The organism is Faecalibacter bovis (genome assembly GCF_017948305.1).
GTDB classification, from domain to species: Bacteria; Bacteroidota; Bacteroidia; order Flavobacteriales; family Weeksellaceae; genus Empedobacter; species Empedobacter bovis.
Window position 1 is genome coordinate 710,372 of sequence record NZ_CP072842.1, and the last position, 17,637, is coordinate 728,008.

Annotated in this window: 15 protein-coding genes; 3 read left to right on the plus strand and 12 right to left on the minus strand. The window is 32.4% G+C overall.

Annotation, left to right across the window (positions count from 1 at the left end):
* Window positions 1-33: 33 nt before the first annotated feature.
* Together J9309_RS03445 and J9309_RS03450 are read left to right on the plus strand one after the other, a co-directional pair.
* The gene (locus J9309_RS03445) at window positions 34-693 is read left to right on the plus strand and encodes a YceI family protein (protein WP_230477077.1); all 660 of its coding nucleotides are present in this window, start codon (window positions 34-36) and stop codon (window positions 691-693) included.
* A 180-nt stretch (window positions 694-873) separates the two neighbouring features.
* On the plus strand, window positions 874-1,374 hold the full coding sequence (locus tag J9309_RS03450; RefSeq protein WP_230477079.1) for a hypothetical protein: 501 nt from the start codon (window positions 874-876) through the stop codon (window positions 1,372-1,374).
* A gap of 62 nt (window positions 1,375-1,436) precedes the next feature.
* Here J9309_RS03450 and J9309_RS03455 read toward each other — a convergent pair whose 3' ends face one another.
* The 5 genes from J9309_RS03455 to gldB all read right to left on the minus strand — a co-directional run bounded on the left by J9309_RS03455 (window position 1,437) and on the right by gldB (window position 5,367).
* Window positions 1,437-1,826: a DUF423 domain-containing protein gene (locus J9309_RS03455; RefSeq protein ID WP_230477081.1), complete on the minus strand. Its 390-nt coding sequence runs from the start codon at window positions 1,824-1,826 to the stop codon at window positions 1,437-1,439.
* A gap of 1 nt (window position 1,827) precedes the next feature.
* A complete protein-coding gene (gene tsaB / locus J9309_RS03460) occupies window positions 1,828-2,502 on the minus strand; it encodes a tRNA (adenosine(37)-N6)-threonylcarbamoyltransferase complex dimerization subunit type 1 TsaB (protein ID WP_230477088.1) in 675 nt (224 codons plus the stop codon).
* A 55-nt stretch (window positions 2,503-2,557) separates the two neighbouring features.
* Window positions 2,558-3,874, minus strand: a complete 1,317-nt coding sequence (locus J9309_RS03465) for a TolC family protein (RefSeq protein WP_230477090.1) — start codon at window positions 3,872-3,874, stop codon at window positions 2,558-2,560.
* Between the two features lie 95 nt (window positions 3,875-3,969).
* A complete protein-coding gene (gldC, locus tag J9309_RS03470) occupies window positions 3,970-4,296 on the minus strand; it encodes a gliding motility protein GldC (protein WP_230477092.1) in 327 nt (108 codons plus the stop codon).
* Window positions 4,297-4,314: 18 nt separating this feature from the next.
* Window positions 4,315-5,367 (minus strand): gliding motility lipoprotein GldB, encoded by a 1,053-nt coding sequence (gene gldB, locus J9309_RS03475; RefSeq protein ID WP_230477094.1) that lies wholly within the window; start codon window positions 5,365-5,367, stop codon window positions 4,315-4,317.
* A gap of 109 nt (window positions 5,368-5,476) precedes the next feature.
* On the opposite strand from gldB, the gene nadE reads away from it, so the two are divergent.
* Entirely contained in the window at window positions 5,477-6,268 is a 792-nt protein-coding gene (gene nadE, locus J9309_RS03480) for an NAD(+) synthase (protein WP_230477096.1), read from the plus strand.
* 17 nt (window positions 6,269-6,285) lie between these two features.
* On the opposite strand, the gene J9309_RS03485 is transcribed toward nadE, so the two are convergent.
* From J9309_RS03485 to ccoG, 7 genes are all read right to left on the minus strand, one after another.
* Window positions 6,286-6,657: a VanZ family protein gene (locus J9309_RS03485; RefSeq protein WP_262897279.1), complete on the minus strand. Its 372-nt coding sequence runs from the start codon at window positions 6,655-6,657 to the stop codon at window positions 6,286-6,288.
* The gene (gcvH, locus tag J9309_RS03490) at window positions 6,650-7,030 is read right to left on the minus strand and encodes a glycine cleavage system protein GcvH (RefSeq protein ID WP_230477101.1); all 381 of its coding nucleotides are present in this window, start codon (window positions 7,028-7,030) and stop codon (window positions 6,650-6,652) included. Before gcvH ends, J9309_RS03485 begins: the two co-directional genes overlap by 8 nt.
* A 21-nt stretch (window positions 7,031-7,051) precedes the next feature.
* Window positions 7,052-14,248, minus strand: coding sequence for a T9SS outer membrane translocon Sov/SprA (gene sov / locus J9309_RS03495; RefSeq protein WP_230477104.1), 7,197 nt, complete (start codon window positions 14,246-14,248; stop codon window positions 7,052-7,054).
* Complete coding sequence (gene ruvA / locus J9309_RS03500) at window positions 14,248-14,829, minus strand: Holliday junction branch migration protein RuvA (protein ID WP_230477105.1); 582 nt, start codon at window positions 14,827-14,829, stop codon at window positions 14,248-14,250. Before ruvA ends, sov begins: the two co-directional genes overlap by 1 nt.
* Window positions 14,830-14,925: 96 nt before the next feature.
* The gene (locus J9309_RS03505) at window positions 14,926-15,642 is read right to left on the minus strand and encodes a sulfite exporter TauE/SafE family protein (RefSeq protein ID WP_230477107.1); all 717 of its coding nucleotides are present in this window, start codon (window positions 15,640-15,642) and stop codon (window positions 14,926-14,928) included.
* Window positions 15,627-16,070: a FixH family protein gene (locus J9309_RS03510; RefSeq protein WP_230477114.1), complete on the minus strand. Its 444-nt coding sequence runs from the start codon at window positions 16,068-16,070 to the stop codon at window positions 15,627-15,629. Before J9309_RS03510 ends, J9309_RS03505 begins: the two co-directional genes overlap by 16 nt.
* A gap of 7 nt (window positions 16,071-16,077) precedes the next feature.
* The gene (gene ccoG / locus J9309_RS03515) at window positions 16,078-17,556 is read right to left on the minus strand and encodes a cytochrome c oxidase accessory protein CcoG (protein WP_230477121.1); all 1,479 of its coding nucleotides are present in this window, start codon (window positions 17,554-17,556) and stop codon (window positions 16,078-16,080) included.
* Window positions 17,557-17,637 lie beyond the last annotated feature (81 nt).

Sequence of the window (17,637 nt, forward strand, 5' to 3'; positions counted from 1 at the left end):
TATAATTTCGTTTTTAATAAAATTATAATAATTATGAAAAAATTCTTTTTAAGCTTAGCTGTTGTTTCTGCTGTTGCATTAACATCTTGTGGAGGAAAAACTGAAACTGTAGCAGCTTCTGATGCTCAAGAAACTGCAACTGCTTCTGAAGGGGCTGTAACTTATATTGCAGACTCTACATCTACAGTTAACTGGAAAGGTGGGAAAACTTTTGATGATATCAACAAACCAGAAGAAGGACACTGGGGAATTGTAAAATTAAAAGAAGGAACAGCTACTGTAAATAACGGTGTTTTAGAATCTGGTAAATTTGTTGCTGATTTTAAAACATTCGAGTCTAAAGATTTAGATTCAGATCCAGAATCTAAAGCTAAGTTAGATGGACACTTAAAAGCTCCAGACTTTTTAGATGTTGAAAAATATCCAACTGCATCTTTCGAAATTACAAGTGTTAAAGCGATTGAAGGTGGAGATTACAACTCAGAAATTTCTGGTAACTTCGAATTCCGCGGAACTCCTAAAAACGTAACTTTCAAAGCTAATGTAAATGTAGAAGGTGATGTTGTTACAGTAAAATCTGAAGAATTTGCTATCAACCGTAAAGATTTCGGAATCACTTTCACTGGTGGTGGTGGATCAATCATCAAAGACGAAGTTTTATTACAAGTTGATTTAACTGCTAAAGCACAATAATTTAATTCATTTTAAATTAAAATCATACATAAAAAGTCACTTCAAAATTGGAGTGGCTTTTTTTTATATCATGAATTAAAACTCAATCAATTAAAATAAAAATTAGTTTATAAATTTGTTATGAAAATTAATTCTAGTTATTTATATTCGTAGTATAAAATTATTTACAGAAACAAACCAATGAAAACAATTAAATTCTTCCACCCAGAAGAAACATTTAATTACAATATCGAAAAAAGCCTTTGCAAGGTAGTTTATCAAGGTGATAAGCAGGTTCTTTTAATTGAAATTCACTCAACTGATGAGTTAGACCATGTAGAAGATGATTCAATCCAAAATGAATTTCCACAGTTATCTTTATTCATTGATGATTTTCCATTAGATGTAGAATCTGCAGAAGAATTAAACGGTAAGACAATTGAAATTCCATACGGTTTTGCTGAAGAAGAAGATGAGGATGGTGAAATACATGAGGTATATTATACTAGTCTTAATGTTTCTGAAGAGGATTACGAAGTAGTTGAGAATAAATTATCTTTCTCTATTAACGAGAATGGAATTTTAACTTTAAATTGGAAAGGTCAAGTACAGGATTTCACTGAAGAAAGCGCTGATGATATTCCTTTCGAGATTAATTGCTCTTTCGAAGATTTCGAATTTAACGAAGAAGATTTCGATTAATATTTATATAAAAAAAGCTCGATTCATTGAATCGAGCTTTTTTATTTATTGAATAATTCAACTTAATTAAATTTCATTTTAGCAAAATGAAAAACTAACATTCCCCATCCTACAACCATTAATAAACCACCAAGTGGAGTAATTGGTCCTAAGAATTTTAAATTAGTTCCCCAATAATCTGCAAAAGATAAAAAGTAAATACTAACTGAAAATATAAAAGTTCCTGCAATTAAACACCACGCGGCTGAACGTTCGATTCCTGTATTAAAATTCAGAAACATCCCGATTGCTAATAACGCAATTGCATGATACATTTGATAACGTACACCAACCTCAAAACTTGCTAATTTATCGATGTGTAAAATTTTCTTGAAAGCATGAGCTCCAAAAGCTCCTAAAATTACAGCAGACATTCCGTAAAATGCAGCAATTGCTAATACTATATTTTTCATACTATTTATCTGTTTTCTTTTTTAAAGCAATAAAATTTTTCAGGTAAAAAGGCTCAAAATAAGCTACATCTTCAAACTCATTTGATTCAAACTTTGCATTTGCAAGATTACCCATATATTTTGCTGAAGGATAAGTTTGCACAAAATTTGCGTCTAAATGTGCTAAAACTTCTTCACATTTTTCAGCACCATCACCAACAAAAACAATTTTTTTACCTTTTAAATCTTCAAACGAAGTTTCATCAATAACTTTAGCTTCTGTTGCCGTTATCGGATTTCCTTGTCCATCAAATAATGCGGTGTAAACTTCCATACGACGCGCATCAATCATTGGAATAATTAAATCATATCCTTTATTAATTTGTGATTGTACCAAAACCTCTAAAGAATTAACCGATAACATTTTAATATCCAAACCATAAGCTAACCCCTTCGCAGAAGAAACACCGATGCGTAATCCTGTATAAGAGCCTGGACCTTTTGATACACAAATTGCATCTAAATCCTTTAAACTTATACTCGCACCTTCGGCACACCAATCAATAAATTGATGCAATTTTTCGCCATGTGCATAACCTTCATCTGCCTCTTCAACTAAACAAAGAAGCTCATCATCTTTAGCAATTGAAACTGAACAATTTTTTGTTGAAGTTTCTATATTTAAAATTGTTGCCATAAGACAAAGATAAACTAAAATAAAGGATGTTATAAAGCTAAAATTCGTTTTATGATTAATCTAATGTTATAGGTTTACCAGCGTAAAAATCTAATACTTTCTGTTTGAAGATGAAATTATACTTTGCTTGTAGCATCTGAGATTTAGCAATCATTAGATCATTTCTTGATCTGTTGAAATCATATAAATTGATTACACCAGCTTTGTATGATTTATCAGCAAAATCGAAAGAAATCTCTGCATAGCGAACTGCCTCACGAGCAGATTCAAACGATGCAAAAGATGAATTAACTTCGAAATAAGCTGATTGTACATTTTGTAAAACTCCTTGCTTTTCTCTTTGTAAAGAATTTAGCGCGATATCTTCGTTTATTAACGATTTCTGAATATTGATTCGATTTGAATATTGGTTCCAGATTGGAAATGAAACTCCGACTCCAATTACATTTACCACATTTTCTCTCCATTGGCTTAACCACGCTTGTTGATTAAGACCTTTGTTAAAATAATCCATGTAATTAGTTCCTAAACTATAATTTCCCGTTACGCGAGGTTTTAAATACGTTTCAGAAATTTCGGTAGCTTTTTTGGCTGATTCTATATTTTTCTCTGCCAATTTAACTGCAGGTTGTGATGCATAAGCTACTTCTAAAACTTCATCAAGATTATATAATTCGTTCTGAATAGAATTAGGCAGATTTATATTTTCTACATTAAAATCTCTGTAATCTTGTAACTGCAATAACATTGCTAAATTAAATAAAGCTCGGTCAATTTCGATTTGCGCATCAGTTACACTTCTCACATTTGCTGCAACTTCGGCTTCAGCTTGTACCAATTCAGCTTTAGCTATTTTACCAACATCAAATTTAATTTTTGCCAGTTTTTGTAACTGTCTAGAAATTTCTAAATTTCCTTCGGCAACAGTTTTCAATTCACGATTTAGTAAAACCGCCAAATAGTAATTAGCGACTTGTAAAGAAATATCGTTTAAAGTAGTTTGTGTTTGGATTGAAGCCGCTTCTAAATCAATTGAAGCTTTTTCTTTTTGCTTCTTGATTATTCCTCCACTATATAAATTAACTTGTGATTGAACACCAAAAGCATTTGAAAATTGATAATATCCTTTATCTAAAACTGGATGATAAGAACCCAATGTAAAATTATTATCTAAATAACCTGTTACTGTTGGCAACCAATTGTTATTTGCTTGTTCTAAATTCTGACCAGCTAACTTTTCATTTAGTTGATTATTTTGAATTGTTAGATTATTCTTAGCAGCATATTCAATACACTGTTCTATCGTCCAATTGTTCTGGGCAAAAAGAAATGAATTTGATAAAAATGCGATGGAAAGAATAAGTTTCTTCATAAATATAAATAATAATCTAAATGTAAAAAATAAGTCGAACTTCTAACGCATTTGTTACGAAATTCGACTTGATTTTTTTTATAAGAATTTAATTCCTATCCTTTAATTTTTGAAGCGTATGCAAATTCTTCTGCAAACTCAGCAATTTTTTGTGCTACATCTTCTTCGTCCGTTGCTCTTTGGTAAGAAGATGCCATAGAAATGAAAATTTGATGGAAGAAACGTTTCATATCGTCTTGCGTCATTTCTTTTGTCCATAAATCGATACGTAAAGCTTCTTTCGCTTTATCATCCCAAACAGATAATAACATAGCTTTAGTAGCTTCGTTATTAACTCCTCCATCCGGAGCATTCCAGCTCATTGTTTCTGGAACGTGGTTTTCGTCTAATTCAATCTCTACTGAAATATTTGTTTTTCTCATAATCTAAACTATTATATTTTATTCAGCGTAGTGGTATAATTCATCTACACCTTCTTTTTTCTTTGTATTATATTTTGTTGTCGAAGCTCCGTCAATTGCTGGTTTATACTTCGATGCTTGTAAGATTTTTTGACTATCCATATCTAACAATAAATCTTGAATTTTAACCTCAGGATTTTCTTGTAAATATTGACGAATTATTTGCCATCCGATCCAAGCTCCAATTCGACCAGGCGAATTTTGCTCAATTTCATTATTAAATTTTGAGAATGGTGCGATGTTAATAAATCTTTTTTCTAAAGTACGATCGTCGCTAAAAACATAGTTTTGTTCTACAAAATAATTCCAGATTTGTCCTTCATTCGCCACTGCCCAAGCCATTTGTTGTGGCGTGTAACCTATTTTGTATTCGTCTGGCGTATCTGTTAATAAAATATCTTGTAACATCAACTTCTTACCTTCGTAAAGAATAACATCAATAAATTTTTGTTGTCTTGGAGAATAATTAACAATATTTTCTGCGATTGCTGCGACTACAGCAGACGGAACGCGTTCTGCATGCATGTTGCGACGTAAATATTGTTCAACTCGAATACTGTCGTATAATTTGTGCTTTTCACCCAAGAATCCATCCATCGCAATAAACATAAGTTTATCTTGTGCGCTGTAAATTACAGGATAATCTAAACTTTGTAAACCTGATGAATATGTAAAAACTTTTGGTGTTTCATATTCAGGAAAGTAATGTTTATACTTCTGAAAAATCGGAATTAAATCTTGATTTAACTTGTCAAAATTCCCAAATGATTTTATCGATTCGTTATATATATTTAGCTCGAATGGATCTTTTCTTTGTGCATTCCATATACTATCAGATGAATTATCAAAAAAGAATGGATAATCATTCTTTAGTTGATCCAACGGAATACTATCATTAAAAAAACGTTTACTAATATCATGGATAACTAAATCCACATTAACTTGCGAAGCGTCTACGTCCCAAGTTCGTTCCTTTTTACAAGAACTTAGCATCAATAAAAAAACTATTGCAATGCTATAAAATGTCTTCATCGTGTGTTTCTATTTAATAAACAAAAATAACAATTAATCCTTAAATCTAATCCTTATTCTATCGGATTACATTTTTCAATTCTTATATTTGATTAATAAACAATAACAAATGCAAACTGAAAAAATAATACAACATATTGTTTCGTGGTTAAAGAATTATCTTGAAACATCACACCAAAAAGGTTTCGTAATCGGAATATCTGGTGGAATTGACTCTGCAGTAACCTCTACTTTATGTGCAATGACGGGTTATCCGTTGTTAAATTTAGAAATGCCAATTCATCAAGAAAAAAATCAGGCTGATCGAGCAAAAAAACATATTGAATGGTTAAAAGCTAATTTTAATACACCGATTGATTCAATCGAAGTCGAATTAACAACAACTTTTGATTCATTAGTAGCTGCTTTACCACAAACTGAAAATACGGATAAAGTAAATCTTGCTTTAGCAAATACGCGTGCAAGACTGCGTATGACTACGTTATATTATTTTGCAGGTTTACACAACTATTTAGTAGCTGGAACAGGAAATAAAGTAGAAGATTTTGGCGTAGGATTTTATACAAAATATGGTGATGGTGGGGTAGATTTAAGTCCAATCGCTGATTTGATGAAATCGGAAGTTTATGAAATTGCAGCTCATTTAGGTATTAATACAGATATACAAAAAGCTAAACCAACGGATGGATTATTTGGCGATGATCGTTCGGATGAAGATCAATTAGGTGCATCGTATGATGAGTTAGAATGGGCAATGAAAATGAAAGAAGAAGGATATACTTCTGATCAATTTGAAGGACGAGAAAAAGAAGTTTTTGAAATTTATTCACGATTAAATAGAATCAATCAGCATAAAATGGTTCCGATTCCGATTTGTGAAATTCCAAATCATTTAAAATAATAAAAAAAGCGAAGAGTTTAACTCTTCGCTTTTTTTATGGATTGTACTAATCCAACTGCCATTAAAATTCCGATTGTATTGGCTAATAAATCATACCAATCAAAGGTTCTTCCGAAAGGCATAATTCCTTGTAAAATTTCAATTAAAAAACTGATTAAAAAAGGAACGAGTATTAATTTTGATAATCTATAATCTTTTAAGAATTGGTATAAAAAAGCCAATACGAAAAACATCAAACCATGGACTAATTTATCAGAATTTTCAAAATTTAATAACTTTCCAAAACCAGCCTTGTCTATAGATTTTAATTTGTTACCTGGCATTAGTGTAAGATAAAACACCAATGCCAAATAACTATAAAAGATAATTTGTCTTATAATCTTATGCACCGATTAAATCACCGTAAGCTGCGTCATCTAACAAAGAATCAAGCTCAGAAGTATTTTCTAATTTCACTTTAATAATCCATCCAGCTCCGTAAGGATCTGTATTGATTAATTCTGGTTGAGACTCTAATTCAGCATTGAATTCAACGATCTCTCCAGAAACTGGCATAAATAAATCTGATACAGTTTTAACAGCCTCAACTGTTCCAAAAACTTCTTCTTGACCTAAAGTTTCACCTTCAGTTTCAACATCAACATAAACGATGTCACCTAATTCTCCTTGTGCAAATGCAGTAATTCCGATTGTAGCGATATCACCTTCTACAGAAACCCACTCGTGATCTTTACTGTACTTTAAATTGTTTGGAATGCTCATAATTGTCTGTTTATTGTTTTATTAATTTCCGAATGTAAATGTAGCACTAAATCCGGCACGAATCTGAGAAATTGGGTAAGCTGTTGAAATTTTATATTCACTCAACATTTGATCCCAATAAAATCTCAGGTTCAGATTTTGGCTAATATTATAATCTGCCGATAGTTTGAATGACATGATTCTTTGTCCACCAGTAATTTGAGAATAATCTTCTAAAATAGTAGATCCAACACTTCCTGATGAGAACATTTCACCGTATCGACGAATTCTTGTTTCATTATCACGTAAAGAGAAATCTCCACGAATATTTAAGTCACCTTTTACCGTTTTCTGACGTCCTTGGTAACGTAATTTCACTTTAAAATCTTTAAAGATATATCCAAAACCTACGATATATTCAGATCCATAATCTTCAGAAATTGTGTAGTTACTTAAACTTAAAGATAACATACGATCTCTGTTGTATTGTGCACGAACTTGCATGCTGTTTCTGAAAGTAACATCAGCACCAATTAATGGCGAGAAAGATTCAATCATCGTTACCGTACCGAATAAATTTTTCGTGTAATAGTTTCCAGAAATATCTTTTCCTGAAGATGATCCATCACCCGTTAAATAATAGTTTGGATTCGATTGAATATTACTTACCGTATAACTTGATGTATAAGCGTGCGAAACTTCAATTTGATCTGCATAGCGATTAATAATCGGAATGTTTTTTAAACCTGTATATGCAACACGCCAGTTTGGTAATGGAATATTTTTCTTGTATCCTAATTTTGCACCACTTGCGTCTTTACCTTCAACTGCCGAAACGAAAGCAGGTAAAGCCACATCTGGATTTGTAATACTGTATCCATCTGCAAAATCTCCTTGACCAGCTAATTGCCCTCCTAATCGTTGTGAAATAACTTTCGAATTTTGAATAAACTGTGTAAAGATTTGATCTTTATCTGAGAATGCTGTTGCAAAATTGATGTTAGAAACATTTAAATTTCCTAACTGATCAATGTATGGATTTGGACGATATCTTCCTCGAACTAAATCGCCAGTCAATGGATCTTCAATCCACTCATAGGTATTAAATCCGGTATGGAATTTACGCTTATCTTCCGTGTATTTCGCATTTAAATCGATACGTAAATCTGGAATTGGCTCGATCAATGCATTTGCATTAAAGTTAATTCCTTTGTTGATTTGGTAAGGATCTGTCATTAATTCACTGTCAGAAATTAATCCTTTCTCTACCAACTCACGCTTGATATCGAATTGTGTACCGTAAATAAATCCTAAACTTGGTGCACCTTGGCTATTTGTACCAAAGAAACCTGGTTCTGAGAATAATCCTGGAATTACAGCACCATTTGTTTGATTATAGTTAAAATTGATTCGCTTTAAAGACGATAAAACCATCCAACCATAATCTTTTGCTTTGAATTTGTGCTTGAATTTATAATCGTTTTTAGTACGACGTTTATTCTTTTTCGAAGCCAATTCAGCGTACGCATTATTTAAAGAATCAATTTCTTGACGACGACCTTTTAAGATGGAATCAAACTTTTTATAACCTTTAAATTCAGGATAGAAACGTGTAAAATCCATATCTCCAATTAAACTAATTGAATTAGAATTTTGTGCAAATCCGTCTCCTAAATGATGCGTTTTGATAGTATTACCATTTTCATCTTGTTCCTGATAAGTACGCGTTGCTAACGAATTCGCTTGCCAATTGTAGTTCGCACTATAACCAACTTCCATATTCATCCAATTTAAATATGGGAAGAATTTTAATGGTAATTTATAGTTTGCTTGTACACGCTGATCGTAATTAACTGGACGACCAATCTCGAAAAGATTTTGCCAAATTAAATCTTGATCTGCTTTGTAGAACATTGCTCCATCATTTAATGTTGTTGTTGATGAAGTAATATCTAAACGTAATGATTTAGTTAAATCAAATCCTAAATTATATTGCCAAGAGAATAAGAAATTATTACTAAAAAATGGCGCCATGTAAGCAGAAGATCCACCAAGATATTGATTTAAATCTCGGTATTGTCTTTCACTATATGTACGAGCAATCTCTGTTCTAAACGAGAATCTTGTCGGAATTGGATTAAGATTAAACTCTTTAACAAATCCTAAATATTTACTCGATGGCTGAGCCGGTTGAGCTGCTTTCCATTTCTTGAAAGGCTCTAACGGTTTATTCTTGAATGTATAATTATAATTTAATGATGCACGTAATTGTTGATCTACCATGTATTCTGTATAAATATCACGATAGTAATTATTTGCATACATCATAGATAACGTAAAGTTTGAAACATCGTAGAATCTTGGCGTTTTCTTCGGTGCTCTAATTTTACGAATGTTATTGAATGCGAAACTTTTGTATTGAGAATAAGTACGAACAATTTCTTTTAATTCCTCTTTATTCGGAGCTTCTTCAAATTCAATATCATTATCTAATGGATTATATTTTGGATCCACAAAACGTTCTTGCATTGTAAAATTAAACGGAATTTCAAATCCCCATTTCTTTGGTAAGAATTTGTCTAATTTCACTTCAGCATTAACCGAATATTCTAATGTTTCGTCTTGATTACGACCTGCTGGACCTTGATCAATTGCACCAAATCCGACAGAACTTGTACTTCCTGTTAATTGAACATTCGCAAAATCTCCTAAATTAAATTGAAGATTTGCTGCACCAGCGTAACCACCTTCATTATCAATTTCACTTAAACGTAATTCGTTTACCCAAAGTAAAACTTCTTTATCAGAAGCACCACCTGTCGTACGAACCCCAATCATTAAAGATGAAATATTTCCTAATGTAGGACGACCTTTTACATAAACAGCTTTATGCGGATTTGCTTCATCTAAAATATAAGGAAAACGATCTCTTGTACTAAAGTTATCCGTATCTCTTAGTTTTTTAGCATCCGTAAAGAAGTCTGTATTTAATTCGATTTTATTATCCATTGGCCAAATATCATTTTCCGTAACGGCAGTTACAGGTGTATATTTTAATGGCATTTCGTACTCGTAGTAGTTATCAGTATAATCACTACCTACACGGATAAATAATTTCGTATCTGGATCTAAGTTTGCGTTTGCACGATTAATTAAATCTTGTGCAGAAACAAACATTTCTAATTTTTTATAACGACGTAAATCTAAGTTTACATTTTTGAAAATTGCTTTCGATGTACTTCCTGGCTTAAATTTAGCTTTTAAAGTCATCGAAGCTTCGTTCTGACTTTGGAAACCTGTTGCACCTTGCGTTTGCTCACGGTAAACTCCTGGTGGAATTTTATAAGGCGGACGGTTAGTTGAATTTTGTTCAATACTAACTTCACCAACTTCTAAATCACCAATATTTTGATCTTCTTCAGATCCTTCTTGATTACCTGCTCCTACGAACGGGAAAACATTTTTAGGATATCTTCTCCATTCTGAACGAACTAAATCAAAAGTTCCTAAACGTAATGTTGTTTGTTCTTCGAACCCACGCATTACAACACGCATAAAACGAGCTGCAGATAAAACACTTTCAGCTTGAGCTACATTTACTTCTTCAACACCATCGCGATTGATATCTAAATCGAATCCATCGACTGGAATACGAACTTGGTACCATTTTACAGTAGAATTATTTCCGTTTGCAAACTCTACATCAACTGTTTTACGTGCAACAATGTGCTTATTTTCTACATCATCTAAATCTTGACGAGAAATTTTTAACGTATACTGATTGTAATTTTCAGTTTGATCTAAATTGTAATCTCCATTGATATCTTCCACATCAGGAATTAAACTTGAAGATGCTAATGGATCGTCAGTTGAACTGTTTCCTTGTGGATTTCTGAAGTAACGGTAGCGACCTGGTACTGTTTGACCTAATGTATGATTAGAAAAACGATCATCTAAATAAAATAAATAGTTATCATTTGCAGGATCTAAATCACCTGTAATCGTGTTATTAGAAGTAATACCATATTTCTGTTCTTCCTCTACATCAGATAAACCATTGAAACCTAAATCTTGTTCTTTACGTTGTGCACCTTCCGTATCAAAAGCGTATAACACAGGATTAATTGAAGGTTGTTTCCCCCAATTTGTTTCTGTTGTTTGTGCCTGAAGCCCTGAGTGTGGTAAACCATTTTCGTAAGACATTTCGCCATCTTTCAGGATATCTTCCGAAACGTTTCCTAAGTGAATTAATAATTCTCCTTCTCCACCATCGCCATCAGCATAAGGATCCATCATCCAAAATTCAATGTATTCTACATTAGAATCACGGAAGTTGGAAACGTTGATAGGTCGCGTCATCGCTGCCCAACCTTGTGTATCATTAGCATTTGGATTCACGTTATAAGCACCTCTTTCATCTGGATAATACGTAACATCCATTGTGTTGATGTACGAATTAGTTCCGGCTAATACATCACGTTGATCAAAAAGTTCTCGTAATAAAATACGACGTGATTTATGATTTGAAATCGCAGCATCAGAAACAGGCGAACTTCCACCTAAACCATAGAAACGCGGATCAATAGAATACCAAGACATCATGCGACGTCCGTTGTTAAATGTTAAGCTATTGTCTGCTGTTCCGTGTGGGAAATAAGGGTGAAAACTTTGTTCGTCATAACCCGCAGGTCGACCTGGAGTTGAACCAAATTTCCATGAAGAAACATCCAATAAACTGATACGAGATTGAGCTTCTTCAAAATCATCAATATAAGAAAATCCGCTTGTTGCTTTATTGATCCCCGGCATTAAATAAGCACCTTCCGCTTGGAAGTTGATATTAGAAACAGCGTCTGTTTTTACACCTGGAATTTTATTTGTTAAACGCGTTAATATTTCTGATTCAGAATTATATTGCGTATTTAATCCAAAAACTGTGTTATTTACAGGTTCAGAACCAAATTGTGTCTTTTGAGTAATTGGTCTTTCTTGGTAATTAATTACAGTTCCACCAACCATCCATTTATCAGAAAAACGGTGTTCCACATTAACTCCCATGAAACGTTTCTTCTGTAAATTAAATGTTGATTGATTTTCTAAACTAATGTTAATTGCCGCACCAGAATTTTTTAATTGCTCGTTTAAGATTTTTACACGACCCAATTGATAATCTACCGTATAATCGACACCTTCTGTAAGTGAAACTCCATTGGCAGTAACTTTAACAGAACCTTGCGGAACGTTGAAAGCTCCTAACGGAATACCATCTCCTACGGTTCCTTTATAACGACCTTCTAAATGGTAACGATTAGCTAATTTTTCAGCAGTTATTACATTTGGAAGTTTAGTATAAATTTCATTGAAAACTAAATCAGGATTTTGACCTTCTAATTTTCTGTTTAAGTAAGAACCAAAAGGTTCAACAGAAGTAAAGATAATAGATCCGTGTTGTTGGTCTATTGTTAAACCTGGAAGGAAGTCAAACATTCCATCTCCAACAGCACCATTCGGATCATTACTTGGTTGTCCATTCTGATTCAGACGGTCCATGTTTAAGACCTGAATTAATGGAGCATTATTCGTTACTGTATTTGGTAAATAGTTAATTGTACCCGAAGAATTTTCAGAATTATCCTTGAATGTAACATTCATTGTGAAATCCTGAGAATCTAATCCGTATGCATTTAACGAATAAATATTTTTCATCATTAAATCCCACATCGGAGATGCAAGATTTACTGCTGAATTTGGTTTGATTAATTTCGTGATTAACGTTTTATCAAACTCATCTGACATTTCCCCTACTTTATAAATTTTGGTAGGATCATCACTTAAAGTATATTGAAAAGAGATCGCTAATAAATCTTCACCATCAACTAAAGGAGAATTTAATGTAATATATCCTAATTGTGGATTGAATGAATATTCGCTTGGATCTAACTTTCTTACATTTTCATTAACTAAATAATGTTCCCCGTCGCGGTAGGTTTCATTCCCTATTATTAAACCATTTAAGGCAGTTCTTGCAGTACTTAGATTACGAATATCTGCAATGTTTGAAACTGCATTATATGTTTGATCATTAGAAACATCTGGATAAGCATTTCCGTTATCTCCCATATCACGAACCGCGATAATCGAGCGTCTATTTTCTTGATTACCTCCAGAACGATCCACTTTCCAAACCTCCATACGAGTAATATTAATTTTACTATTAATCGTTGGATAATTTGCTAAAGCACGATCATATTTATCTCTAAAGTAATGACCTATAAAAAAGTGACGGTTGTATTCGTAGTTTTCAGCTGCAATTTTGAAGGTGCTCATTACACCACCACCTTGCACACTGATGTTACGCGCTTCTGAACGCTGTTCTGAAAAAACAGTTGTAACATTTGTACGTCCGAAACGCATATCGGCACGAACCCCAAAAAGAGATTGTGCACCTGTTATTAATGAAGTACTTAATGGCATTGAAATATTACCCACTTCGATGTTTTGAAGAATGTCATCTTCGCCACCGAATGGATCTAATTTATTACCTAAAGCTTTTCTCCATTGTAATTTCATCTGATTTTCGAATCCGAAACCAGCTTGTGTATCGTAGTTTACTTTTAATTGTAAATTTTCACCAACTTTTCCTAAAACACTTAACTGCATACGTTGTTGCAGATCCATTGTTAAAGTCTGGCGATTTTGTGGTAAAAGTAATGGATTATCAATTTTTTGTAAGTAAATACCCAAATCTAAATTCGCATATCCTTGTGGAATCAGTTTAATTTCTGATCCACCAAAAATTGTTTCAAAAGCTTTTGATTTCACTTTGAAACTTGGTAAGATACTTCCTTCTTTTTGTTTTACCTGGTCACCAAATCTTTCCTCACGGTAGTATTGGTCGTTTGTACGAGATTTAGTTTGGAAATAAGATTTCATATCTTCATTCTGCACTAATTCTAAGTACTCTTTACGAGATAAAATAATGGGTTCACCTGCTTGCGTATTCCCAATTTTAGGTACAATTGTATATTGCATAAAAATTGGATCATACGAAATATCATAAGTAATTTGGTTGTCTAAAAATAATCCTCCGGTTTGGTTGCGAATAGGAAATTTGATGGTATCGTTTTCTGACTCTTGTCCATACGCAGTGCTTGCTACTCCTAAAGCAAATAGCAGACATAACGAGGCAATCGTAGAATTACGATGAGTATTAGACTTTCTCTTTCGATCTAATTTCATTAAATTTTCTTCAAGGTTTCTTTAACTAAGAACTCAACATCAGCATCTGGATTCGATGCAATAATTTTTTCCATCACCTTTTCTGCTGATTTTTTAGGAATTCCTAAAACTTCTAAAGCAGATAACGCTTCATTCTTAGATTTATTTTTGTCTGGCCCTGAATTAACATTTAGAACGATTGTAGGATCTAATTTATCCTTCAAATCAATAATGATTCTTTGTGCAGTTTTTGCTCCAATACCTTTAACACTTTGCAGCATGCGTGCGTCATCAGTAGAAATAGCAGTTGCAATTTCTTGAGTAGATAAAGTAGAAATCATCATCATTCCAGATGCTGGACCAACTCCATTGACGCTAATAAGTTTTAAAAAGATTTCACGTTCTGATTTTGTGGCAAAACCATATAATAAATGTGCATCTTCTCTTACGATCAAGTGAGTAAAAATTGTGACTAATTCTTCATGTTCTAATGCAGAATATGTGTTTAATGAAATATTAACCCAATAGCCAACTCCATTACAATCTATCACAGCACTAGTAGGATATATTTCTACTAATTTCCCTTTTAATTGTGTTATCATCTCAGTGTAGTATATTCTTAGTTAGGTTGTATAACAACAATGTCAAAAATACAATTTATTTGATGATAATAAATCTTTTTTAAAATTTTTGAAGAATTACATCGAATGATCTTCCATTCCATTTAGTTTTAAAGCTTCTGGATTGGGAGAGATGAAAGGAATGTTTAATTCTAGTCCTCGTAGTATAAACAGGACTCCTAATATTATTGTAATGATAGGAAGTAATTTTAGAATTGTTTCCCTTTGTTTTACTGATAAAAAATTACCAAATAAAACTGTAGCAAACATTAAAGGTAAAGTCCCGATTCCAAAAAAGAACATAAACGATGCACTTTTGGCAATAGATCCCATAGCAATTGCTGCTGTTAATGTTGCATAAACCGAACCACAAGGTAATAATCCGTTAAGAATTCCGATTGTAAATAAAGATGATGAATCTTTTTTGATAAGGTATTTTCCTAACAACATTTTTACTTTCAACATTATTTTATTGATCGGTTTGAATGATGTTGCTCCTTCTTCGTAAAATTTAGGAATCATGACTAATATAATCATCATAATACCGATTGCAATACTTAGATAATTTTGTAATCCTGCGAACGAAAATGATTGTCCAATTACACCTAAAAGAGCTCCAAGAATTGTGTAAGTCGTAATACGACCAAATTGATAAGTAAGGTTTCTTAGTGAAAATTTAAGTTTATTTTCAGCATTCAAACCAAGAGATAAAGCAATAGGACCACACATCCCTACGCAGTGTAGAGATGATGTAAGTCCTATTGTAAGTGCTAGTAATATTATTGTGAAATCCACTGTACGGATTTTTTAACCAAGTACTCTTTATTTTCGCTTTTCCACTTTAAGAATAATTCGTATTCGCCATCTTTTAATTTGATTGATGGAACTAACATTTTATTATTTCCATCCAATTTTAATGGTAAACGAACATCGTCTAATTCGTTGTTATTTCTCATTAAGTATAACTCACCTTCAGTTGGGGTAATTCCATCAGGAAAAGATAGAATCATACCATTAGCTTGTGAATTTAACACTGGTTTCTCTGTAAGCGTATTCGCTCTTTTTTCAGCATCAATCTCATTTTGGAAAGTCAATTCCTTTTCATAATAATCCTCCGTAACCATTGCATGACCAGAATCGTTCGCTGTGAACAATAATGTTAAGATGAATATCATAAAACATCCTAATGCAATCGCTATATAATGACCCCAATTTAATTTCATACTTTAATTATTTATATGGTGATGAGAAACTAGTTTCGTATTTATCTATCACTTTTCCGTTTTGATCAACTAAACCAATTACAATTAATTCTTTGTAAGATTTAACTTCACTTTGTGGAATTTTTAAATAGAATTTACCTTGAATAATTTCTCCTTTATTTAATGGTAAATTATTATCACCTACATACATTTCAACAACAGAATTTTTGTGTGATAATAATTGAATTTTTACCAATTGATCTTCATTTGTCTTATTATAGAATGTGTATTCTAATTGATTTATGTAATAAGTTCCTTCAGTCGTATAACTCGTTCCTGGAACTTTTAAGTATTTAGACTCCACTAAAGATCTATTAAATAAGAATGCAGACATCACCCCAATTAATAAAACTAAAGCAACTGTATAAGCAGCTAATCGCTTAGTGAATTTAAATTTTTCACCTTTCTTGATATTATCTTCAGATGCATATCGAATTAATCCTGTAGGTAAACCTACTTTTAACATTACATCATCACAAGCATCAATACAAGCAGTACAGTTAACACATTCTAATTGGATTCCATCACGAATATCAATTCCCGTAGGACAAACTGCAACACACTGACCACAATCAATACAATCTCCTTTACCTGCGGCTTTACGATCTTCGTTCTTTTTATATTTTGAACGACCATTCGTACCTTCTCCACGTTTAAAATCGTAAGTTACGTTGATTGTTTGTGAATCAATTAAAACTCCTTGAAAACGTCCATAAGGACAAACTAATGTACAAGCTTGCTCGCGGAACCATGCAAATACAAAATAGAATAATACTGTAAAAAAGATTAATCCAAAAAATGTACTTAGGTTTTCAACTGGCCCTTCCATTATCAAATTAATTAATGCTTCTTTACCTACGATATAAGCTAAGAAAACATTAGAAATTATGAATGAAATAACCGCAAATATTGTCCATTTTAAAAGTTTCTTTCTGATTTTTTCTTCATCCCATTCTTGTTTATCCAAACGCATTTGCTTTGCACGATCACCTTCTATCGCGTATTCAATGCGACGGAAAACCATCTCTAAGAAGATTGTTTGTGGACACACCCATCCGCAGAAAAGTCGTCCATATGCCATTGTAAATAGAATAATAAAAATGACTGTAGTAATCATTCCGATTGCTAGTAAAAAGAAATCAGATGTAAAGAATGGAAAACCTAAGATTACAAATTCTCTACTAATAATGTCAAACTTAAATAACGGGTTTCCGTTCGGTAATGTAATAAAAGGAGTAATAAACAATATTGCTAATAATACATAACTAACATATTGCCGCTTCGTTGTATAATTTCCACTTGGCTTTTTAGGATAAACCCATTTACGTTTACCCGACTTCTCCATCGTACCTATTGAATTACGAACTTCATCGTTCATTTGACTTACTTCGTCAAAATGCTCGTCTAATTTAAATTCTTGCTTATTATCTGAATTTGAAATACTCATCTTGATACTATTTATATCTATACAAATTTACAATTAAAAAAAGAAAGAGAGCTTATTTATAAGCTCTCTTTCTTAATGATA

Coding starts and splice junctions, on each gene's coding strand:
- J9309_RS03450 (WP_230477079.1), top strand. CDS start 874: ATGAAAACAATTAAATTCTTCCACCCAGAAGAAACATTTAATTACAAT.
- gcvH (WP_230477101.1), bottom strand. CDS start 7,030: ATGAGCATTCCAAACAATTTAAAGTACAGTAAAGATCACGAGTGGGTT.
- J9309_RS03445 (WP_230477077.1), top strand. CDS start 34: ATGAAAAAATTCTTTTTAAGCTTAGCTGTTGTTTCTGCTGTTGCATTA.
- J9309_RS03455 (WP_230477081.1), bottom strand. CDS start 1,826: ATGAAAAATATAGTATTAGCAATTGCTGCATTTTACGGAATGTCTGCT.
- ruvA (WP_230477105.1), bottom strand. CDS start 14,829: ATGATAACACAATTAAAAGGGAAATTAGTAGAAATATATCCTACTAGT.
- J9309_RS03510 (WP_230477114.1), bottom strand. CDS start 16,070: ATGAAATTAAATTGGGGTCATTATATAGCGATTGCATTAGGATGTTTT.
- sov (WP_230477104.1), bottom strand. CDS start 14,248: ATGAAATTAGATCGAAAGAGAAAGTCTAATACTCATCGTAATTCTACG.
- gldB (WP_230477094.1), bottom strand. CDS start 5,367: ATGAAGACATTTTATAGCATTGCAATAGTTTTTTTATTGATGCTAAGT.
- ccoG (WP_230477121.1), bottom strand. CDS start 17,556: ATGAGTATTTCAAATTCAGATAATAAGCAAGAATTTAAATTAGACGAG.
- J9309_RS03465 (WP_230477090.1), bottom strand. CDS start 3,874: ATGAAGAAACTTATTCTTTCCATCGCATTTTTATCAAATTCATTTCTT.
- nadE (WP_230477096.1), top strand. CDS start 5,477: ATGCAAACTGAAAAAATAATACAACATATTGTTTCGTGGTTAAAGAAT.
- tsaB (WP_230477088.1), bottom strand. CDS start 2,502: ATGGCAACAATTTTAAATATAGAAACTTCAACAAAAAATTGTTCAGTT.
- gldC (WP_230477092.1), bottom strand. CDS start 4,296: ATGAGAAAAACAAATATTTCAGTAGAGATTGAATTAGACGAAAACCAC.